Raw genomic sequence first — 21,375 nt, forward strand, 5'->3', positions numbered from 1 at the left:
ACCGGTCGCACCCGGACCGGGACCTCGACGCAGCCCCCGCCTCTCGAAAGTGCTCCCCGTGGCCCCCCTCTCTCACTCCCCGTCGGACGCGCTCGCTCCCGCCGCCGGCGGTCCCCTGGACGGCGACCGGATCGTCGTCGTCGGCGCGGGCATGACGGCCCACCGCCTGGTCGCGGGCCTGCGCTCGCGCGACCCCGAGGGCGGCTGGTCGCTCACGGTGATCGGCGACGAGCCGCACGAGCCCTACGACCGCGTGCACCTGTCGGAGTGGTTCGACGCGCGCGACGCCCAGGCGCTCACCCTGGACCGCGGCGTGTGGGACGACCCGCGCGTCACGCTCGTCACGGGCGACGCGGTCGCGTCGCTCGACCGCACGGCGAGCGTCGTGACGACGCGGTCGGGCCGCCAGGTCCACTACGACCGCGCGGTGCTCGCGACGGGCTCGTGGGCGTGGACGCCGCGCGCGGAGGGCACGGACCTGCCGGGCCTGTTCACCTACCGCACGCTGGACGACGTCGAGCGGCTGGCCGAGTGGGTGCGCCTGCGCGAGCGGACGCTGGGCCGGGCGGTGCGCGGCGTCGTCGTCGGCGGTGGCGTGCTGGGTCTCGAGGCCGCGGCGGCGCTCCAGCGCCTGGGTGCCGAGGCCACGGTCGTCGAGTTCGCCGACCGCCTCATGAGCGTCCAGCTCGACCAGGGCGGCGGCGAGATGCTGCGCCTGCTGATCGAGGACCTGGGCGTCACGGTGCGCACGGGCGCAGGCGCCCACCGGTTCCTGCCCGCGGGCGACGGGTCCGTGGGCTCGGTCGAGCTCACCGACGGGTCCGCCCTGCCGACCGACGTCGTCGTCTTCTCCGTGGGCATCCGCCCGCGTGACCGCGTGGCACGTGAGGCCGGCCTGGCCATCGGCGAGCGCGGCGGCGTCGTCGTCGGCGAGGCGTGCCAGACGTCCGACCCGGGCGTGTGGGCGATCGGCGAGTGCGCGTCGGTCGACGGTGTGTGCGCGGGCCTGGTCGCGCCGGGGAACGACATGGCGGACGTCGTCGTCGACCGCTTCCTGGGCGGCGAGCGCGTGCACCGCCGCGCCGACGACGGCACCAAGCTCAAGGGCGTGGGCGTCGAGGCCGCGTCGTTCGGCGACGTGAACGCGGTGAGCGCGGGCGCGCTGGAGGTGTCGTTCGTCGACCCGATCCACCGCCGGTACCGCAAGCTCGTCCTCTCGGACGACGCGACGACGCTGCTGGGCGGCGTGTTCGTCGGCGACATCGAGCTCTACTCCGCGCTGCGGCCGCTGCTGGGCCGCCCGCTCGGCGCCGACCCCGCCGCCGTCATCGCGCCCGACGGCGAGGGGCTGGCCGACACCGAGCTGCCCGACGAGGCCGTCGTGTGCTCGTGCAACAACGTCGACGCCGGGACGGTCCGCTCGGCCGTGACCGAGCACGGGTGCCGGACGATCGGTCAGGTCAAGGAGTGCACGACGGCCGGCACGGTGTGCGGGTCGTGCGTCCCGGCGCTCACCAAGCTGCTCAACACGGAGCTGTCCCGGGCGGGCGTCACGGTCTCTGACGCGCTGTGCGAGCACTTCGCGATGTCACGTGCCACGCTGTACCGGCTCGTCCGCGAGGAGGGGCTGCGCACGTTCACCGAGGTCGTCGCGGCGCACGGGACCGGGCGCGGCTGCGCGGTCTGCCGCCCGACGGTCGCGTCGATCCTCTCGACGCTGCGCCGCGGGCACGTGCTCGAGGGCGAGCACGCCGCGCTGCAGGACACCAACGACCACGTCATGGCGAACCTCCAGAAGAACGGCACGTACTCGGTGATCCCACGGATGCCCGGGGGAGAGGTCCGTGCCGACCAGCTCCTGGAGTTCGCGAAGGTCGCCGACGACTTCGGGCTCTACGTGCGTGTGACCGGCGGCCAGCGGCTGGCCATGTTCGGCGCGCGGCTCGACCAGCTCCCGGAGATCTGGCGGCGCCTGACCGCCGTCGGTTTCGAGTCCGGGCACGCGTACGGGAAGTCGCTGCGCACGGTGAAGACGTGCGTCGGTCGCACGTGGTGCCGGTTCGGCGTGCAGGACTCGTCGGCGATGGCGGTCCGGCTCGAGCTGCGCTACCGGGGGCTGCGCTCGCCGCACAAGATCAAGTTCGGCGTCTCGGGCTGCGCGCGCGAGTGCGCGGAGGCGCGGGGCAAGGACGTCGGGATCATCGCGACGCACAAGGGCTGGAACCTCTACGTGGGCGGCAACGGCGGGGCACAGCCGGCGCACGCCCAGCTCCTCGCCGAGGACCTCGACGACGAGACGCTGGTCCGCTACGTCGACCGGTTCCTCATGCTCTACGTCCAGGAGGCCGACCGCCTGCAGCGCACGGCGCCGTGGGTGGCGGAGCGCGCGGGCGGGCTGGAGGAGCTGCGGCGCGTCGTCGTCGAGGACTCGCTCGGGATCGCGGACCAGCTCGAGGCCGCGATGGCCGAGCACGTGCGCGACTACGAGGACGAGTGGGGCGCGACGCTCGCCGACCCGGCCAAGCTGCGCAAGTTCACGCCGTTCGTCAACGCGCCCGAGGCGGTCGACGGCGACCTCGCGTTCGTCCCCGAGCGCGGCCAGGTCCGGCCCGCCGACGAGGGCGACGCCGTCGCCTACCCCGACCCGCGCGCCGCGCGCGACGTCGCGCTGGTGGCGGCCCGTGCCGAGCTGGAGGACGCCCGATGAGCACGTTCGTCGACATCTGCGCGCTCGAAGACCTCGACCCCGAGCGCGGGACCGGAGCGCTCCTGGGCGACACCCAGGTCGCCGTCTTCCGGCTCGCCGACGGCACCGTGCGCGCGGTCCAGCAGCGCGACCCGTACTCCGGCGCCAACGTCATGTCGCGCGGCCTCGTCGGCACGCACCGCGTGACCGGCGACGACGGCGCGGAGCGCGACGTCAACACGGTCACCACCCCCATGCTCAAGCAGGTGTGGGACGCCGACACCGGCGAGGTGCTCGACGCCGGGGGCAAGGACCGCAGGCCGCTGGCGGTCTTCGCGGCACAGGTGCGCGACGGTCGCGTCCTGGTCGCCGGCACGCCCACGGAGCGCGCACCCGCACCCTAACCCGATGCCCGTGCTCGCCCGGGGAGCCGGTGCTGGCGGCACGACACGCGCCCGCGGTCCGGCGCCGGGAACCGGCGATCCCCTAGCCTGGCGGTATCCCGTCAGCAGGCGCGGACCCCGCGCCGCGCGTCGCAAGGGAGCCGTGGGTGCGCGTCCTGCTCGTCATCGACCAGTTCGAGGATCCCACCAACGGGACCACGATCTCGGCCCGTCGCTTCGCCGTCGCGCTGCGTGAGCGCGGCCACGAGGTGCGCGTCGCGTGCTGCCGCGGTGGCGCGGCCCGCCCGGGTGACGCCGACCCCGAGAACCGCGCGGACGGCGTCGTGCAGTACCGGCTGGAACCCCTCGGCGTCCCGGGCTTCGACCGGGTGATCGCGGGCCAGGGCTGGGTGCTCGCCAAGCCCGACGACGACGTGCTGCGCGACGCCCTGGGCTGGGCCGACGTCGCGCACGTCATGTCGCCGTTCTGGCTCGGCTCCCGCGCCAAGCGGCTCGCGGACGCGCTCGGCGTCCCGGCCACCGCCGCGTTCCACGTGCAGCCGGAGAACGTCACCTACAGCCTCGGTCTGGGGCGGGTCGCGCCGCTGAACCACCTCGTGTACGCGGTGTTCCGGCCGTTCTACGACCGGTTCGGGCACGTCCACTGCCCCAGCCGGTTCATCGCCGGGGAGCTGCGCGACCACGGCTACCGGGCGGCCCTGCACGTCGTGTCCAACGGCGTCGACCCCGGGTTCGTCCCTCGCGCGCTGCCGAAGAGCGCCGACCTGTCCGGCCGGTTCGTCATCACCATGACCGGGCGGCTCTCGCGCGAGAAGCGGCAGGACGTGCTCCTCGACGCCGTCGGCCGGTCCCGGCACGCCGACCGCATCCAGCTCGTGCTCGCCGGGCGCGGCCCGCTCGCGGAGAGGTACGCCCAGCAGGGCGCGAGCCTGCCGCACCCGCCGCGGATCGGCTTCCTCGCCCAGGACGAGCTCCGTGACGTGCTGGCCATGAGCGACCTGTACGTCCACGCCGCCGACGCGGAGATCGAGGCCCTCGGCTGCCTCGAAGCCGTCGCCACCGGCCTCGTCCCGGTGATCTCCGACTCCCGCGCGTCGGCGACCGGGCAGTTCGCGCTCGACGAGCGCAGCCTCTTCCGCGCCGGGGACGCCGCAGACCTCGCGCGCGCGATCGACTACTGGATCGAGCACGACGAGGAGAGGACCCGCATGGGTCCGGCCTACGCCGAGGTCGGCCGGGAGCACGCGCTCGACGTGTGCGTCCCGCAGATCGAGGACATGCTGCGCCTGGCGGTCGGCGAGGGAGGCGGCTCGGTAGACCCCGCGCCGGTCGACCGGGACGACGCGGCGGACCGGGCGCCGGGACGCTCGCATGAGCGCTGACCGCGATCACGGGTCCCGGGCGCCGCGGCTCTGGAACCGCTTCGACGCGACCTTCTTCGACGTCGCGATGGCCGTCGTGCGGGGGTACGGGTCCGTCGTCCACGGGCTGCGGGTCACGGGTCGCGAGCACCTCGCCGGCGAGCACGGTGGGGTCGTCTCGATCGCCAACCACGTGCACTACCTGGACGGCCCGTGGGTCGCCGGACAGTTCCGTGGCCGGCGCGCCGCCGTCGTCTCCCAGCCCTCGAACTTCCACCTGCCCGTGGCGGGTGTCCTGGTCAGCCACCTGCTCGCCGTCCCGCTGCCCCGCGGGCCGGGAGAGCTCGCCGCGTTCGAGGCGCGGGTGCGCCGGACCGTCGACGCCGGTCAGGGCGTCCACTTCTTCCCCGAGGGCGCGCTCGTCATGTACGACACGACTCTGCGCCCGTTCCGGCGCGGCGCGTTCGTGTACGCCTGCCGGCTGGGCGTCCCCGTCGTGCCGATGGTCTTCACGTACGGCCGACGGCCCTGGTGGCGCCCGCGGCCGCCGATCCGGCTGACGATCCTGCCGGCCGAACATCCCCGCGGCGCCGCCCCCGCCGACATCGCCGAGCTCCTCGCCCGCTGCCTGTCCGCGATGGAGGCGGTCGTCGTGGAGGCTCCCGATGGCGTCTCCCGGTCGTGAGGCGCGGAGCTATTGGCCGACGCGCCCGTCGACGCACTCGCGCAGCAGGTCGGCGTGGCCGCAGTGGCGGGCGTACTCCTCGACCCGGTGCACCAGCACCTCCCGGACGGCGATCCCGTCCGCGCCGAGCCGCTCGCCGAGGTCCGGGTGCTGCGCCAGCGCCGCGTCCGTCGCGGCCTGCTCGCGCGCCAGGGCCGCGTACGCCTCGTCCACCACGGACTGGTCCGCGACGGCGCCGTCGAAGTCCGCGTCGTTCCCCCCGTACAGCGTCGGTTCGGCGCCGTCGTCCGAGATCCATCCCCGCCAGTCCCGCTCGACCTCCGCGAGGTGCCGCACGAGCCCGAGCAGCGACATCGTCGACGGCGGCACCGACCGCCGCGCCAGCTGCTCCGGGTCGAGGCCCTCGCACTTCATGAGCAGCGTCATCCGGTAGCTCGCCGTGTAGTCGAGCAGCGTCGCGAGCTCGCCGTCCGGGCTCACGCCGCCGGTGTTGCGCGGGTCGTCGTCCGGGTCCACCCACATGTCCGGATAGACGGTCGCTCGGGTCCAGCGGACGGGCTCCTCGGTCATCGCCCCATGCTCGCGCGCGCACTCGTGCCCCACAAGGGCATTCCCTGACCGTCCGGCAGTAGGATCGGCCCCCGCCGGCAAGGACGCCGGTGAACGACCTGAAGGAGTCTCCTCGCCCATGATCACCGCGTGGGGCGCACTCGCCCTGCTCACCCTCGTCCACCTCGCCGCGCAGCTCGCGGGCGCCTCGGCGCTCGCCGACACGTCGCAGTGGTTCCTCATGCCCCTCCTCGCGGTCTGCCTGTGGCTCGCCACGCGACGACGCGACGGCGACGGCTCGCGCCGGCGCTCGCGGCTGGTCCGCCTCACCCTCGTCGCGCTGGGCTTCTCGTGGCTCGGTGACACCGCTCCCGACCTCGCCGACGGCGACACGGCGTTCCTCGTCATGGTCGGGTTCTTCCTCTGCGCCCAGGTGACGTACACCCTCGCGTTCTGGCCGTACCGCGCGGGGTCCGTGCTGCGTCGCCCGCTCGCGCTCGCGCCGTACCTGCTCGCCTTCGTCGCTCTCGTCGTGGCGTGCGCGCCCGGTGCCGGGTCGCTCCTCGTCCCGGTCGTCGTCTACGGCGCGTGCCTCGTGCTGATGGCCGTGACGGCGACGGGCGTCGACCGCCTCGCGGCCGTCGGCGGCGCGGTGTTCCTCGTGTCCGACGCGCTCATCGCCCTCAACGCGTTCGCGCCGTGGTACGCCCTGCCCGCGCACGGCTTCTGGGTGATGCTCACCTACGTCGTCGGGCAGGTGCTCCTCGTCCTCGGCGTGCTCCGGCGCGAGCGCGCCGCAGCGGCCTCTGTCGAAGAGAAAGGCAGCGCCGCGTGGGCGTCGACGTGACGCTCGCGCTGGTCGTCCAGGAGGGGACAAGTCCGCGGCGGCGTTCGACGTCGTCGGTCGCCGTGGTGCCCGACGACGGGGACGCGCTGGCCCGCGTGCTCCCGACGAGCGGCCTGCCGATGCTCGCACGTGTCGACCCCTACCGCGACGTCGTCCTCAGCAGCTCCGAGATGGAGCAGCGTCTCGACGAGCTGCGCGTCCTGGTGTCGAGATCGGCCCGTTCCGACGTCGCAGTCCTGGACAGGGTGGTCGCGCTCGCCGAGCGGTGTCGTCGTGACCCGCGCACCGAGCTGCGGTTCGAGGGCGACTGAGGGCCTCAGGCGCCGAGCGAGCGGACGACGCGCGCGGGTGTGCCGACGACGACGGTGCGGGCGGGGACGTCCCGGGTTACGACGGAGCCGGCCCCGACGACGGCGTCGTCCCCGATCGTCACCCCGGGGAGGACGGTCACGTTCGCGCCGAGCCACACGTTGCGGCCGAGGACGACGCGCGCGGGGTGCATGTCGGCGCGCCGGGCCGGGTCGAGGTCGTGGTTGAGCGTCGTGAGGACGGCGTTGTGCCCGATGAGGCAGCCGTCCCCGACGACGATGCCGCCCTGGTCCTGGAACCGGCAGCCGGAGTTGATGAAGACGTCCCGCCCGAGGGTGATGTTCTTGCCGAAGTCGGCCGTGAACGGCGGGAAGAGGGTCACGGACTCGTGCACGGGCCTGCCCGTCAGCTCCGCGAGGAGCTCGCGGACGCGCTCGGGCGAGCGGTAGGCGCCGTTGAGCTCGCCGGCGATGCGCAGCGCCTCCTGGCTTGTGCGGTGCATGACGGCGTGCAGCGGTGAGCCGCCGGGGATCGTCCGGCCGGCGTCGAGCTCGGCCAGCAGGTCGTCCAGGTCCATGGGTTCCTCTCAGTCGGTGCGCGACGGCGCGGTGGCCGGGGCCTCGGTGGCCGCCCAGGACGCGAGCAGGCGCAGCGACTCCTCGGTCGGGGAGCCCGGCGTCGCGGTGTACACGGTCATGCCGAGCCCGGGGTCGCCGTGCAGCTCGAGCGTCTGGTAGTGCAGCTCGAGGTCCCCGACGACGGGGTGGCGGAACGTCTTCTGCCCGGCGTAGTGCCGCCGCACGTCGTGGGACGCCCACAGCTCGCGGAAGCGCTCGCTGCGCGTCGACAGCTCGCCCACGAGCGCCTGGAGGCGACGGTCGTGCGGGCTGCGGCCTGCCTCGCGACGCAGGATCGTGACGTTCGTCCACGCCGCGCGGTCCCAGTCGGGGTAGAAGTCGTGCGACGCGGGGTCGAGGAAGATGTGCCGTGAGAAGTTGGCCGGGCGCGTGGAGCCCGCGATCATCGGCGCGTACATCGCGTACCCGAGCGCGTTGGCGGCGACGAGGTCCATGCGGTTGTTCTGGATGAACGCGGGCGCCGTCGTGATCGCGTCGAGCAGGTACTGCAGCTCGGGGCGTACCGGCGTGTCGCCGTGGCCGCGCTGCGGGCGAGCGCCGACGGGGTTCGCGGTGCGCGCGAGGTCGAGCAGGTGCTCGCGCTCGGCGGCGTCGAGCAGGAGGGCGCGCGCGACGGACTCGAGCACGACCTCGGACACGCCCCGCAGGTTCCCGCGCTCGAGCCGGGTGTAGTAGTCCACGCTCACGCCCGCGAGCCGGGCGACCTCGTCGCGACGCAGTCCCGCGACGCGGCGGCGGCCGCCGAACGTCTCGATACCGGCCTGCTCGGGGGTCACCCGGGCCCGGCGGCTCATGAGGAACTCGCGCACCTCGGAACGGTTGTCCATGGCCTCCACGTCTTTCACGGTACGTCGGGACGACGGCGGGCCGCGCGGGCGGGAGGGTGCGTGCCCTCCCGCCCGCGCTGGGTCGCGTCAGCCCGGGTACTCCTCGGGAGTGAGGAGGTCGCCCCACGTCGTCTCGGGCTCGTCGTCGCCCGATGCGGGCGCCTCCCACAGCGCGAGATGGCACAGGAAGTTGTCGCCCCTCGCGCCGTGCCAATGCCACTCGCCCGGAGGCGTGTGGACGGTGTCGCCCGGCCGGAGCTCGATGACCTCCTCACCGCGCGACTGCACGTAGCCGAACCCCTCGGTGACGTGCAGGGTCTGCCCGACGGCGTGCCGGTGCCACGCGGTGCGCGCGCCGGGGGCGAAGCGGACGAGGTTCAGGCGCGCCCGCGACGGCTCCGTGCCCGCGTAGTAGGCGTTGAACCAGACGTCGCCGGTGAACCACGCGGCGGGTCCCTTCACGGTCGGCGTCGGCGGCTGTCTCTCGGTGCTCATGTCTCTCCTCCCGTGAGGACGTCGCTCAGAACGCGACGAGCGTCTTGAGGGACTCGCGGCGGTCCATCGCGGCGTAACCCTCGGCGATGTCGTCGATCGCGACGGTCTTGTCGAACACGCGGCCGGGCTCGATCTCGCCGCGGAGCACCTGCGGGATCGCGTCCTCCAGGTACGCGCGGACGGGCGCGGGCCCGCCGGTGAGGGTGATGTTGCGGCCGAACAACGAGCCGAAGCCGACCGGCGCGTCCTCGTACTGGGGCACGCCGACGCGGCTGATCACGCCCCCCGCGCGCACGACGCCGTAGGACTGCTCGTAGGCGGGCATGTGCCCGACGGCCTCCAGCACGACGTGGCTGCCCAGGCCGTCCGTGAGATCGAGGACCCGCTGGATCCCCTCCGTGCCGCGCTCGGCGACGACGTCGGTCGCGCCCCACTCGCGCGCCAGGTCCGTGCGCGACGCGTGGCGGCCCATGAGGATGATGCGCTCGGCGCCCATCTGCCGTGCGGCGAGCACGGCGGACAGCCCGACCGCGCCGTCGCCGATCACGGTGACGGTCGTCCGCGCGGAGACGCGTGCCATGTACGCCGCGTGGTAGCCGGTGAGGTACACGTCCGAGAGAGTGAGCAGCGAGGGGAGGAGCGGGCTCGATTCGTCGACGTCCGGCACGGCGACGAGGCTGCCGTCCGCGAGCGGGATGCGGGCGAGCTCGGCCTGCTGGCCGCCCACGTCGCCGGGGTTGCCGTAGAACCCGCCGTGCGGGCACGCGGTCTGGAAACCGCCGCGGCACACAGGGCACGTGTTGTCCGACCACGCGAACGGCGCGATCACGAGGTCGCCCGCGCGGACGGTCGTGACCGCCGACCCGGTCTCCTCCACGACGCCGAGGAGCTCGTGCCCGATCGGGACGCCCTGGTCGGTGTGCGGCATGGAACGGTACGGGTGCAGGTCGGAGCCGCAGACGCACGCGCGCACGGTGCGCACGATCGCATCGGTCGGCTCGACGATCGTCGGGTCGGGACGGGTCTCGACGCGGACGTCGCCCGCGCCGTAGATGACGGTGGCCTTCAAGGAGCTCTCCGTTGCCGGTGGGGATCAGGTGCGATCACCATTCGACACCTGGAGCGTGGCCTCCTGGGAGTCCCGCTCCAACAGGGTTCTGGCAGTACCTGGTTCTCGAGGGCTCGTCAGCGACACACGTGTCACCCGCTCCTGGCGACCCTCGCCCTGTCGAGGAGCGCCTCACAGGTCGACGTCGCGCTGCGTCAGTCCGAGGCGTGGTGGCTCGAGCTCGAGGTCTTCGCCGGCTTCGACGCCGAGCAGGTCGGCCATGGCGACCGAGTCCTGCGCTGAAGCGGGAGGCCGAGATGCTCGTCCGCCGGCCTTTCTTGCGCGACGATTCGGCGCGGGGGAGGTGCGGAAGACCGTGGCCGTGCGCCACGTGGCGAAGGTGCGCTCGACCTCCCGTGGGTCGACAAGTCCTTCGAGGGAGCGCTTCGCGCGCTCGGTGCTGACCGGGTCGGTGAGGACGGCCCGGGTCCAGTCCGCTGCGAGCCGGACGTCGGCCCCGATCTGCGGGTCGTCCAGGAACTCGGTGACGGTCGCGGCTGCATGCCCTGGCTCGGTGCACGCCATGAGGCGCCAGAGGTCACCGAGATCCTTGTCCCGGACCTCACCTTGTCGGGGGTGGTCGAGGCGTTCGCCGACCTTGGCCCCCTTGGCAAGCAGCAGGGCGGGGACCTCGGCCACGCAGACCTGAGCGTGGAGGCGCGCGTCCGCGAAGTCTGTGATGGGCATGGTGGACTGGTTGAACGCAGCAAGCTCGATCCCGACGACGTTGCCGACGGCGAGCTTGCCGTGCGTCGGCGCGAGTGCGGGAACGCTGCGTCTGGTCCGTGACATCGTGCCCGACAGCCCGTGCGGTGCGAGCAGGTCGATCTTCTCGCGGTAGCCCGTCCTGCCGAGCCGGTCGACGAACGGTCGCCGTCCCCAGAGCCCGGGACGGGCCGTCGTGCGGTGCTCGTAGCCCGCGTCGGCGAGGAGCGTCTCGATGCTGGGGACGTCGCCGACGAGTCCGGGAGTGACACCGAGGTCTCCGTCTCCGGTCGATGCGAACGGGACGTCGAGGTCGGCGGTGCGCAGCATCACGGCGTGCGCGCCGATCAGGGTGAGCGAGTCGGCATGTGCGGCGAGCACGTCGACGACGTTGATGATCGCCCGGCGGCTCCACTCGGTCTCCGAACGAGGTTCGGTGAACGTCGTCATGCTGCTCGGCCCAGCAGCTGGTCGGCCTGCTCGGCCATGCGGCCTGTCCCTCCGTAGCAGTCGAGGATCACCTGGTCGAGCGCAGCCGTCATCACGCCGTCGACCCGTTCACGTCCGGTCTCGCAGACGCCGTCGAATCCGATGAGCGTGACCCGCCCCCCGAACGTTCCTGGTTCGCGGCGCCGCAGGCCGGCGGTCTGCGCTGCGGCGGCGACGTCGGCGACGTAGAGGACGGGCCAGACCTCGCCCGCGCCCGGGGAGTAGAGGTTGGCCGCGCTGTCTCCGGTGAGGGCGTGGTCGATCCCGGCGCCGCCTAACGTCTCGACCAGGTTCCGCGCAGACGTCGTGGGCAGGTAGTCGGCTGCATCCGCGCGCCGGGAGAGCCGTGCGACGGTCGCCGCGCGGAAGAGGAGGCGTGCACGCTGCCCCGGGAGTACGGTTCCGTCCTCGTCGACGAGGCGGATCCTCGCCCAGCGTTCCCACCACGCGACGACGCCGTCCGTGACGGCGATGGGGAGCGTCGGGTCGAGGGCCAGCCGTGCGGCAGCGAGCACGTCCGGGTCCGTCTCACCGGTGAACCCGATCGGCTCACCCAGCACCCGCAGGATCTCGCTCGCCAGATCGAACGACGGGCTCACCGTCCCGGCCTCGATCCGCGTCACCGTGGTCGGGGCGACGTCGACCAGCGCCGCGAGCTGACGGGCACTGAGCCCGTTGGCGCGACGCAGCGTCGAGATGCGCTCCGCGATGTTCACGGGACAAGGGTACGGTGGTGTGTTGCAAATTAGCAACGGCCTGGGGAGCGTGCTGGCGCAGGGGCGCGACTCGGAACGGCGTTCGGAGCGTCGCGCGCGACAGGCCTCAGCCCACCGCCGTGACGGGCGAGGCGAGCGGCGTGCCCGACCCGTCGCGGCGCTGGTCGACCTCGGGTAGGTCGACGGCCTGGCCGCCGGAGCCCGTGGCACGGGCGGGGCCCTGCCCGACCCACGCGAGGATCAGCGCGTCCTCGCCCTTGAGGAACCGCTGCGCCCGGACGCCGCCGGTGCCGCGGCCCTTGCCGGGGTAGAGCTCGTACGGCGTGACCTTGCCGGCCCCGGTCTGGGTGCCCGCGAGGGCGCCCGACGACCCGGCGACGGTGACGACGACCCCGAGGTCTCGCACGTCGGCCGGGACGACGCCGAAGAACGCGACGCGGTGGCCGTCGGCGAGCCGGATGCCGGCCATGCCGCCGGCCGCGCGGCCCTGGGGTCGCACGGCAGACGCCTCGAAGTGCAGGAGCGACGCGTCGGAGCTCACGAACACGACCTCGTCCGCGTCGGTCGCGGGCGCCGCGCCGACGACGATGTCACCGTCCTTGAGGCCGATGACCTCCCAGTCGTCGCGGTTGTTCGGCACGTCGCCCGGGGTGACGCGCTTCACGACGCCCTGCGCGGTGCCGAGGGCGAGCGGGGGAGCGTCGGCGTCGAGCGACGTGATCGTCACGGCCTCCTCGCCGGGCTCTAGCGCGACGACCTCGCCGAGCGGCACGCCGCCGGACAGGCTCGGCGCGTTGTCGGTGGGCGGCAGCGTGGGCAGGTCGAGCACGGACACGCGGACCATGCGGCCGCGGCTCGTGACGAGGCCGACCTCGCCGCGCGCCGTCGTGCGTACGACGGCCCGCAGCACGTCGTGGGCGGCACGCGGACCGCTGCGCGCGGGCTCGGTCTCGTCGCTCGTGCGCGCGAGCAGGCCCGTCGCGGAGAACAGCGCCCAGCAGGGCGTGTCCGCGACCTCGAGCGGCACGGCCGCCGTCGTGGTCGGCGCAGCGCCGGCGGACTCCAGGAGGATCGTGCGGCGCGGCGTCCCGTACGTCTTGGCGACGTCCGCCATCTCGCCCGAGACCACGGCCCGGAGCTTCGCGTCGCTGCCGAGGATCTCCTGGAGCTCCTCGATCTCGCGACGCAGCGTCTCCTGCTCCTTCTCGAGCTCGATGCGGGAGAACTTGGTGAGGCGGCGCAGCTGCAGCTCGAGGATGTACTCCGCCTGCGGCTCGGACAGGTCGAACACGGTCTGGAGGCGACCGCGGGCCGTCGCGGTGTCGTCGGACGAGCGGATCACCTGGATCACCTCGTCGATGTCGACGATGGCGACGAGGAGGCCGTCCACGAGGTGGAGCCGCTCGGACCGCTTGCGCAGCCGGTAGGCGGAGCGGCGCCGGACCACGTCGATGCGGTGGTTCACCCACACCGTGAGCATCTCGCGCAGGCCGAGCGTGCGCGGCTGGCCGTCGACGAGCGCGACGTTGTTCATGCCGAACGAGTCCTCGAGCGGCGTGAACTTGTAGAGCTGCTCCAGCACCGCCTCGGGGTTGAAGCCCGTCTTCACCTCGACGACGATCCGCAGCCCGTGCTCGCGGTCCGTGAGGTCGGTCGCGGCCGTGATGCCCTGGATCTTCTTGGTCTTGACGCCCTCGGCGATCTTCTCGATCACCTTCTCCGGGCCGACGAGGTAGGGCAGCTCGGTGATGACGATGCCCTTGCGGCGCGGCGTCAGGTTCTCCACGCGCGCGGTGGCGCGCGTGCGGAAGGTGCCGCGGCCGGTGCGGTAGGCGTCGCGCACGCCGTCGAGCCCGACGATCTTGCCGCCCGTCGGCAGGTCGGGGCCGGGGACGAACCGCATGAGCGCGTCGAGGTCGGCGTCCGGGTGGGCGACGAGGTGGCGTGCCGCGGCGACGACCTCGACGAGGTTGTGCGGCGCCATGTTGGTCGCCATGCCGACCGCGATGCCCGACGCCCCGTTGACGAGCAGGTTGGGGATCGCCGCCGGCAGCACCTCGGGCTGCTGGAGCTTGTTGTCGTAGTTCGGGACGAAGTCGACGACGTCCTCGTCGAGCCCGGCCGTCATCGCGAGCGACGGGGGAGCGAGGCGCGCCTCGGTGTACCGGGAGGCGGCGGGGCCGTCGTCGAGCGTGCCGAAGTTGCCGTGCCCGTCGACGAGCGGGAGCCGCAGCGAGAAGTCCTGCGAGAGGCGCACGAGCGCGTCGTAGATCGCCGCGTCGCCGTGCGGGTGCAGCTTGCCCATGACCTCGCCGACGACGCGCGCCGACTTCACGTGCGCGCGGTCGGGGCGCAGCCCCATGTCGGCCATCATGTAGAGGATGCGGCGCTGCACGGGCTTGAGGCCGTCGCGCGCGTCGGGCAGGGCGCGGGAGTAGATGACGGAGTAGGCGTACTCGAGGAACGACGTCTCCATCTCCGCCTGGACGTCGACGTCGACGATCTTCTCGTTCACCTCGGCCGGGTCGAGCGAGGGGGTCGAGGACTTGCGCGCCATGTGCCTGCGGGCTCCTGCCGTTCGGTGCGCCGCGGGGGCGCTGGATCGGTGCCGGCGTGCGCCGGCGATGACGTGCTGCGGTTGCGCGCCGCACGCGAGGGTACGCCAACCGTCCGACACGCCGCGTCGCGATGCCTGTCGAGGGACCATTGTCCTCCCAGGTCGGGCCGGGGTGGCGCAGGCGCACCGCGCCGGGGACCGCATAGCCTGGGGGCGTGAGCGACGGCGGCGTAGCCGGGCGGGGCCCGGACCGGTACCCGGTGGAGTGGGAGGCGGACGTCGTCCTGCGCGACGGGACGACGACGCACGTGCGCCCCATCCGTCCCGAGGACGCCGACGCGCTCCAGCGCTTCCACGTCGGCCAGTCCGAGCGCTCGACCTACCTGCGCTTCTTCGCCCCCATGGAGCGGCTCTCGGAGCGCGACCTGGAGCGGTTCACGCGCGTGGACCACGTCGACCGCGTCGCGCTCGTCGCGGTCCGCCCGCGCGACGACGTGGACGGCGGCGCCCCGGACCCGGCCGCCGAGGAGCGGGCCGACGACGTCGGCGAGGACATCATCGGCGTCGCGCGCTTCGACCGCACGGGCACGAGCGAGGCCGAGGTCGCCTTCAACATCGCGGACTCGGCCCAGGGCCGGGGGCTGGGCTCCGTGCTGCTCGAGCACGTCGCCGCGGCGGCGCGCGAGCGGGGCGTGCGGCGGTTCACCGCCGAGGTGCTGCCGCAGAACGGCAAGATGCTCGCCGTCTTCCGCGAGGCCGGGTACGACGTGCGCCAGCAGATGGACGACGGGTTCGTCCAGGTGAGCGTCGACCTCGACCCCACGGAACGGTCGCGGGCCGTCATGGCCGACCGCGAGCACCGCGCGGAGGCGCGGAGCATGCAGGGGCTGCTCGGGGCGACGAGCGTCGTGCTCGTGGGACCCGGCGTGCCGCCGGGCGAAGGACAGGACCACGCCGGCGCGCCCCTCGATCATGTCCTCGCGCACCGCGCCCTGGTCGCGCTCGTGCGCAGCCAGGGCGTCACCGTCCACGTCGTGGGCGGCCGCGCGGACGTGCCGGACGGCGGGACGTCGCTCCATGAGCACGCCACCCTCGCCGACGTCCCCGGCCCGGTGGACCTCGCGGTCGTCGCCCTGCCGCCGCCGGACGCCATCGAGGCGGTCCGCCAGCTCGCGCGCCTCGAGGTGCGCGGCGTCGTCGTCCTCTCCGCCGGGTTCGCCGAGACCGGGCCGGACGGGCTCGCGCTCCAGCGCGAGCTCCTGCGCGTCGCGCACACGGCGGGCCTGCGCGTCGTCGGGCCGGCGAGCTACGGCCTGCTGCGCACGGGCGAGGCCCGCGAGCGGCCCGCGCTCGCGGCGACGCTCGCCGAGGACCTGCCGCTGCCCGGCGTCGTCGGGCTGTTCAGCCAGTCGGCGCCCATGGCCGTCACGCTGCTCGCGACCACGGCGCGGCGCGGGCTGGGCGTGTCGTCGTTCCTGTCGGCCGGGCACCGCGCGGACGTGTCGGGCAACGACCTCATGCAGTACTGGCAGGACGACGCCGCGACGCAGGTGGTCTGCCTGTACCTCGAGTCGATCGGCAACCCGCGCAAGTTCTCGCGCATCGCGCGGCGCCTCGCGTCGGTCAAGCCGGTCGTGGTCGTCACGGCCGGGCGCTCGGGCCAGGTCGTGCCGCCCGGCCACGCCGTGCGCTCGACGCGCGCTCCCCGCCGCACGCTCGAGGAGATGCTGCGCCAGTCGGGCGTGATCCGGGCCGAGAACACGCACCACATGATCGACATCGCCCAGCTCCTCGCGCACCAATCGCTCCCCGGCGGGCGCCGCGTGGGCATCCTCGCCAGCTCGGCGTCGCTCGCCGCGCTCGTGGCGGAGGCGTCGTCGTCGGCGGGCCTCGTCGTCGCGCGGTCGGACTTCCTGCCCGAGGACGCGTCGCCGGACGAGCTCGCTGCCACGGTCGACGCGCTCTACGCGCCCGACGCGTGCGACGTCGTCGTGGTGGTCCAGGTCCCCGTGGTGCACCCCCGCCGCGCGGACCTCTCCCGGGCCGTCGCGCGCGCGGCGGCGCGCACGGGCCGCACGACCGTCGCGAGCATGCTGGGGCTCCACGGCCTCACCGACGAGCTCTCCGCCCCCGCGTCGGACGCGCCCGACGGCTCCCTGCTGCGGGTCCCGGCCTACTCCACGCCCGAGGACGCGGTCGCCGCGCTCGGCGCCGTCGTGCGCTACGCGCGCTGGCGCGAGGCGGACCACGGGACGCCCGTGCGCCCCGCGGGCGTCGACGCCGGTCGCGCCCGCGCCCTCGTCGAGGGCGCCCTGGCGGGCCGGGACGCCGTCGACCTCGACCCCGCGACGACCGCCGACCTGCTCGCGTGCTACGGCGTCCGCGTGTGGCCCGCGCGCCGGGTCCGGACCGCCGACGAGGCGGTCGCGGCCGCCTGCGAGGTCGGCTGGCCCGTCGCGCTCAAGAGCACGGCGGCCGGGCTGCGCCACCGCGCGGACCTCGGCGGCGTACGCCTCGACATCGCGGACGAGACGGAGCTGCGCTCCGACGTCGCGCAGATGCGCGAGGCGCTCGCGGCCGTGCTGCCGGGCGCGGCCGACCAGCCGTTCGAGGTGCAGGCGATGGCTGACGCGGGCGTCGCGTGCGTGGTGCGCTCGACGGAGGACCAGCTCTTCGGACCCGTCGTGTCGTTCGGCCTCGCGGGCGACGCGGTCGACCTCCTGGGCGACGTCGCGTACGGGGTGCCGCCGCTGACCGACGTGGACGTCGCGGCCATGGTGCGGTCGGTGCGGGCGGCCCCGCGGCTCTTCGGGTACATGGGCACGCACGTCGTGGCCACGGCCGCGCTCGAGGACGTCCTGGCGCGGGTGTCCGTGCTCGCGGACGACCTGCCCGAGGTGCGCAGCCTCGAGCTGTACCCCGTCGTCGTGTCCGAGCACGAGGCCGCGGTCCTCAGCGCGCGCGTCACGCTCGCGGACGCCCAGCGCGCCGACGCGCTGCGCCGCGCGCTGCCCGGCTGAGGTCCGCCTCGTCCGTCCACAGGAGGTGAGGGCGGGTGGCCGCGGCCGCTCGCCGGATGGGAGAATGCGCGGGTGCCCTCAGCGACCTCGAACCCCTGGACCGACCTGACGACCCAGCTCCACCGCGCCGGCTACTACCCGGAGCTCGTCGCGGACGTCCTCGACCTCGCGGTCGCGGGGGAGGAGATCGTCTCGCACCTCGTGCTCCCGGAGACGACGTTCGACGCGTCCGAGGTGCGGCGGCACCTCACGGTGCTCGTGCTGACCCCCACGCGGCTCGTCACGGCGCACGTCGACGACCACCCGGCCGACAGCGAGAACCCGTCCGCGTCCGCCGCCGCCACGACCGAGTCGGTGCCGCTGGCCGAGGTGCGGTCGGTCTCGCTCACGCACGTCGTGGCCGAGCCGCACGAGCACCGCGCGGGCACCGCGCCGCTGGAGGTGACGCTCGCCCTCGGCTGGGGCGCGGTCTCGCGCGTCGACCTCGAGCCCGCGGGGTGCGCGGACCCGAGCTGCGACGCCGACCACGGGCTCACGGGCCAGATCACGCCGGACGACGTCGTCGTCCGCGTGAGCGCCGAGGCGGAGGGCCGTGACGCCGTGCGTGCCGCGGTCGACTTCGCGCGCGCCCTCTCGCGCGCCACCGCGAGGCACAGCGCCCGGTGAGCGAGGCACGCACGGACGAGGCCCCTGCGACCCCGGCGCTCCCGGAGGGCTTCCTCGCGCCCGACCTCGGGCTCGGCGGCCTCGCCGCCGTGCTCCCCGGGGCTGCGGGCGCCCTCGGCGTCCGCCTCACGACCGCCACCGGCCTCGGGAGCGAGGCGGCACGCTCGGCGCTCGACCTGCCGCGCGCCGAGCGCGTGTGCGTCGTCCTCGTCGACGGCCTGGGGCACGTCAACCTCGCGGAGCGTGCTGGGCACGCGCCGTTCCTCCGCTCGCTCCTGCCCGACGCGCGGGCGCTCACCTCGACCTTCCCCAGCACCACGGCCGCCGCGATCGGCGCGTTCGGCACCGGCACCGCTCCCGGGCGCACGGGCATGCTCGGGTACACGCAGCGCAACCCCGCGACGGGCGGGCTCGCCAACATGGTGTCGTGGGACGGCGCACCGCCGCCCGCGGAGCTCCAGCGCGAGACCCCCGTGCTCGAGCGGCTCGCAGGAGCGGGCGTCGCGGTGACCTCGACGGGTCCGGCGCGGTTCGCCGGGTCCGGCATGACCGTCGCGGCCCTGCGCGGTGGGTCGTACGCCGCCGCCGAGGGCCTCGGGGCGCGCGTCGACGCCGCCGTGCGGGCCCTCAAGCGGCCGGGCCTCGTCTACCTGTACTGGGGCGAGGTGGACAAGGCGGGTCACCATCACGGCAGCACGTCGTGGCAGTGGGGCGACGAGCTCGAGGCCCTCGACCGCGAGCTCGCCCGGCTCGCCCGGTCGGTCCCGAGGGGCACCCTCGTGCTCGTCACCGCGGACCATGGCATGGTCGACGTCGACCCGGCGCTGCGCCGCGACGTCGCCACGGACCCGGTGCTCGCGCGGGGCGTCGCGCTCGTCGGCGGCGAGCCGCGCGCAGTGCACGTCTACACGGAGCCCGGGGAGACGACCTCGGTCGCGGCGCGCTGGCGCGACGTGCTGGGCGACGACGCGCTCGTCCTCGAGCGCGAGGACGTGCTCGCTCGTGGTCTCCTGGGCCCCGACCCGCGGCCGGAGGCGGTCGCGGCGGCCGGCGACGTGATCGTCGCGCTGCGCGGCCGCGCCACCGTGGTCGACTCGCGCACCCAGACGCCGGCGTCGCTCGCGCTCGTCGGCGTGCACGGCTCGCTCACCGAGCGCGAGATGCGCGTCCCGCTGCTCGTCGCCGGGACCTGACCACCCGCGACGCCCGGCGGCCCCACCACACCGCGACCCGCCCACGACCCCGCACCGACCGACCTCGCGAAGGAACGCCCGATGGCCGAGCTCGTCTTCTTCTCCGGGACCATGGACTGCGGCAAGTCCACCCTCGCCCTGCAGCTCGACCACAACCACGCCGCGCGCGGCCGCCGGGGGCTCATCTTCTCCCGCAACGACCGGGCCGGGTCCGACCGGCTCTCGTCCCGGCTCGGGCTCGAGGTCGTCGCGCGCGAGGTGCGCGACGACACCGACTTCTGGTCGCTCGTCACGGCCGAGCAGGACCCGGTGGACTACCTCGTCTGCGACGAGGCGCAGTTCTACTCCCCGGCGCAGGTGGAGCAGCTCGCGCGGCTCGTCGACGAGACGGAGATCGACGTCTTCGCGTTCGGCATCACGGCCGACTTCCGCACCCGGCTCTTCCCCGGCTCGGCCCGGCTCATCGAGCTCGCCGACCGGGTCGAGGTGCTGCAGGTCGAGTCGCTGTGCTGGTGCGGCCGGCGCGCGACCCACAACGCCCGTACGGTCGACGGGAGCATGGTCGTCGAGGGTGACCAGGTCGTCGTCGGGGACGTCGACGCGGGCTCGGGCGAGGTCGGGTACGAGGTGCTGTGCCGTCGCCACCACATGCGCCGCATGACCACCGCCGTCGCGCGCCGCCAGGCCGCGGCGGACGGTCTGCCGCTCGACCTGCCACGCTGAGCCGGGTACCGAGCCCGAGTCCTGAGCCGGAGTGCTGAGCCGGAGTGCTGAGCCGGCGCGTCGCGCCTACTCCGGGCGTGCCCCGAACACGATCTCGTCCCAGCTCGGGACCTTCGCGCGCGAGCGGTTCTTCCCCTTGCGGGGCTCGCGCGCGGCCTGGGGCCGCGCGGCGCGCGGCGGCTCGTCCGCGTCCGTGGAACCGGCGCCGCCCGAACGATCCTCGTGCGGCGGACGGCCGCCCGGGCCGTCCTCAGGGTCCGGTACCGCCTCGTCGCGGGCGTCGTCGGGCGTCGGGTCCGGGAGGCGCACCGCGTCGAGCGGACGGATGGTCGGGAGATGGACGACGGTCGCCCCGGCGGGCGCGGCCGCGTCGTCCGGAGAGTCGTCCTGCGACGCGTCCTGGTCGTGCCGGACCCCCACCTGCGGCCCGAACCCCTCGAACGGCTCCTGCCCGTCGACCTCGACGGGCCCGGCCGGTGCCTTGCGCGGGCGTACCCCCCGACGCTGGCTCAGGTCGTCGAGCAGCTCGGCGGTCCCGTCGTCGGCCGGGGGAGCGGCCGGCGGTGCGGCACGGAGCCCGCGGCCGCCGCGCGCCGTCGCGTCGACGTCGAACACCGCGACGGCCCCGGGCGTCGGGTCGCGCGGGGCGTCCGTCCCCGAGAGCCAGCGGGCCTCGTCGTCGAGCGCGTGCAGCGCCCGCGTCCCCGCGTCGTAGGTCCACCGGGCCGTCCGGCTGCCCGTCCCGACCTCGAACGCGGCCGTCACGACCCACGACGCCCCGGGCTGGCGTGCGGCGCTCCACTCCACGGCGTCGGGCTCGACGTCGCGCGCGGCGAGGCGTTGCGCGACGAGCTCCCCGACGGTCGGCGAGTCCTCGTCGTGCCCCTGGCGGGAGGCACGGACCCGGTCGACGACGTACTCCTGCTCCGCGACCACAGGGCCCGCGAAGCGCCGCACGTGCTCGACGCCGAGGCCGGCGGCCTCGGCGACCGTCTCGACCGACTCGCCGGCGCGCAGCCGGGCCTGGATCTCGCGCGGGGCGAGGTTGCGCTCGCCCTCCGCGCGCAGGTGCTCCAGGTGCGGGCGGTCGCGGCGCACGGCCGCGCGCAGCGCCTCGGAGATCGGCAGCGTGAACTGCGCGCCGCCCGTCGCGCGCAGGACGAGGTGCTCCCCGTCCTCGTGCAGTCTCACCAGCTCCAGCTCGTCCATGGACCCTCCCGTGTCGCCGCGCCCGGTGGCGCTCGCGGTGCCGCTCCCGATGCCGTCCCGGTCGCCCGATGCCGCTCGAGTCGCCCGGTGCCGCCACGAGCCCGGTCTCCCGGGCCGGCGGACCGCGACGCCCGCGTCACCGCTCCCTCGAGGGTGCCATCGTCCCACCCGCGAGCCGCGCAGCACGC

19 protein-coding genes are annotated in these 21,375 nt (G+C 74.5%); 10 read left to right on the forward strand and 9 right to left on the reverse strand.

All coding sequences use genetic code 11. The annotated features are described in order from the left end of the window. Positions 1 to 151: 151 nt before the first annotated feature. The 4 genes from nirB to NF338_RS08270 all read left to right on the forward strand — a co-directional run bounded on the left by nirB (position 152) and on the right by NF338_RS08270 (position 5,136). A complete protein-coding gene (nirB, locus tag NF338_RS08255) occupies positions 152 to 2,707 on the forward strand; it encodes a nitrite reductase large subunit NirB (protein WP_264030529.1) in 2,556 nt (851 codons plus the stop codon). Further along, a complete protein-coding gene (locus NF338_RS08260) occupies positions 2,704 to 3,090 on the forward strand; it encodes a nitrite reductase (NAD(P)H) small subunit (protein ID WP_264030330.1) in 387 nt (128 codons plus the stop codon). Before nirB ends, NF338_RS08260 begins: the two co-directional genes overlap by 4 nt. 146 nt (positions 3,091 to 3,236) lie before the next feature. Then, positions 3,237 to 4,472, forward strand: coding sequence for a glycosyltransferase (locus tag NF338_RS08265; protein WP_264030331.1), 1,236 nt, complete (start codon positions 3,237 to 3,239; stop codon positions 4,470 to 4,472). Then, complete coding sequence (locus NF338_RS08270; RefSeq protein ID WP_264030332.1) at positions 4,462 to 5,136, forward strand: lysophospholipid acyltransferase family protein; 675 nt, start codon at positions 4,462 to 4,464, stop codon at positions 5,134 to 5,136. The genes NF338_RS08265 and NF338_RS08270 overlap by 11 nt, the downstream gene beginning before the upstream one ends. A 9-nt stretch (positions 5,137 to 5,145) precedes the next feature. Here NF338_RS08270 and NF338_RS08275 read toward each other — a convergent pair whose 3' ends face one another. After that, complete coding sequence (locus NF338_RS08275; protein WP_264030333.1) at positions 5,146 to 5,706, reverse strand: DinB family protein; 561 nt, start codon at positions 5,704 to 5,706, stop codon at positions 5,146 to 5,148. 118 nt (positions 5,707 to 5,824) lie between these two features. Here NF338_RS08275 and NF338_RS08280 point away from each other — a divergent pair, with 118 nt between their 5' ends. Together NF338_RS08280 and NF338_RS08285 are read left to right on the forward strand one after the other, a co-directional pair. Next, complete coding sequence (locus NF338_RS08280; protein WP_264030334.1) at positions 5,825 to 6,532, forward strand: lysoplasmalogenase; 708 nt, start codon at positions 5,825 to 5,827, stop codon at positions 6,530 to 6,532. Continuing rightward, positions 6,517 to 6,843, forward strand: a complete 327-nt coding sequence (locus NF338_RS08285; RefSeq protein WP_264030335.1) for a hypothetical protein — start codon at positions 6,517 to 6,519, stop codon at positions 6,841 to 6,843. The genes NF338_RS08280 and NF338_RS08285 overlap by 16 nt, the downstream gene beginning before the upstream one ends. Positions 6,844 to 6,848: 5 nt before the next feature. Here the strand turns inward: NF338_RS08285 and NF338_RS08290 are convergent, their stop codons facing one another. From NF338_RS08290 to NF338_RS08320, 7 genes are all read right to left on the reverse strand, one after another. After that, positions 6,849 to 7,418 carry a DapH/DapD/GlmU-related protein gene (locus tag NF338_RS08290; protein WP_264030336.1) on the reverse strand — a complete coding sequence of 190 codons (570 nt, stop codon included), beginning with the start codon at positions 7,416 to 7,418 and terminating at the stop codon, positions 6,849 to 6,851. Positions 7,419 to 7,427: 9 nt separating this feature from the next. Beyond that, positions 7,428 to 8,306, reverse strand: a complete 879-nt coding sequence (locus tag NF338_RS08295) for a helix-turn-helix transcriptional regulator (RefSeq protein ID WP_264030337.1) — start codon at positions 8,304 to 8,306, stop codon at positions 7,428 to 7,430. 87 nt (positions 8,307 to 8,393) lie between these two features. Next, on the reverse strand, positions 8,394 to 8,801 hold the full coding sequence (locus NF338_RS08300; protein WP_264030338.1) for a cupin domain-containing protein: 408 nt from the start codon (positions 8,799 to 8,801) through the stop codon (positions 8,394 to 8,396). Between the two features lie 25 nt (positions 8,802 to 8,826). Beyond that, positions 8,827 to 9,870 carry a zinc-binding dehydrogenase gene (locus NF338_RS08305; RefSeq protein WP_264030339.1) on the reverse strand — a complete coding sequence of 348 codons (1,044 nt, stop codon included), beginning with the start codon at positions 9,868 to 9,870 and terminating at the stop codon, positions 8,827 to 8,829. Between the two features lie 171 nt (positions 9,871 to 10,041). Next, a complete protein-coding gene (locus NF338_RS08310; RefSeq protein WP_264030340.1) occupies positions 10,042 to 11,064 on the reverse strand; it encodes a hypothetical protein in 1,023 nt (340 codons plus the stop codon). Next, entirely contained in the window at positions 11,061 to 11,819 is a 759-nt protein-coding gene (locus NF338_RS08315) for a helix-turn-helix transcriptional regulator (protein WP_264030341.1), read from the reverse strand. Before NF338_RS08315 ends, NF338_RS08310 begins: the two co-directional genes overlap by 4 nt. Positions 11,820 to 11,925: 106 nt before the next feature. Further along, on the reverse strand, positions 11,926 to 14,376 hold the full coding sequence (locus tag NF338_RS08320; RefSeq protein WP_264030342.1) for a DNA topoisomerase (ATP-hydrolyzing) subunit A: 2,451 nt from the start codon (positions 14,374 to 14,376) through the stop codon (positions 11,926 to 11,928). 215 nt (positions 14,377 to 14,591) lie between these two features. On the opposite strand from NF338_RS08320, the gene NF338_RS08325 reads away from it, so the two are divergent. From NF338_RS08325 to NF338_RS08340, 4 genes are all read left to right on the forward strand, one after another. Next, on the forward strand, positions 14,592 to 17,396 hold the full coding sequence (locus tag NF338_RS08325) for a GNAT family N-acetyltransferase (protein ID WP_264030343.1): 2,805 nt from the start codon (positions 14,592 to 14,594) through the stop codon (positions 17,394 to 17,396). A 72-nt stretch (positions 17,397 to 17,468) separates the two neighbouring features. Further along, complete coding sequence (locus tag NF338_RS08330; protein WP_087471895.1) at positions 17,469 to 18,062, forward strand: DUF5998 family protein; 594 nt, start codon at positions 17,469 to 17,471, stop codon at positions 18,060 to 18,062. Beyond that, on the forward strand, positions 18,059 to 19,255 hold the full coding sequence (locus tag NF338_RS08335) for an alkaline phosphatase family protein (protein WP_264030344.1): 1,197 nt from the start codon (positions 18,059 to 18,061) through the stop codon (positions 19,253 to 19,255). Before NF338_RS08330 ends, NF338_RS08335 begins: the two co-directional genes overlap by 4 nt. 81 nt (positions 19,256 to 19,336) lie before the next feature. Further along, on the forward strand, positions 19,337 to 19,978 hold the full coding sequence (locus NF338_RS08340) for a thymidine kinase (protein WP_087471897.1): 642 nt from the start codon (positions 19,337 to 19,339) through the stop codon (positions 19,976 to 19,978). 66 nt (positions 19,979 to 20,044) lie between these two features. Here the strand turns inward: NF338_RS08340 and sepH are convergent, their stop codons facing one another. Next, positions 20,045 to 21,187, reverse strand: coding sequence for a septation protein SepH (sepH, locus tag NF338_RS08345; RefSeq protein ID WP_264030345.1), 1,143 nt, complete (start codon positions 21,185 to 21,187; stop codon positions 20,045 to 20,047). Positions 21,188 to 21,375: the final 188 nt, after the last annotated feature.

The organism is Cellulosimicrobium sp. SH8, assembly GCF_025818875.1.
GTDB classification, from domain to species: domain Bacteria; phylum Actinomycetota; class Actinomycetes; order Actinomycetales; family Cellulomonadaceae; genus Cellulosimicrobium; species Cellulosimicrobium cellulans_D.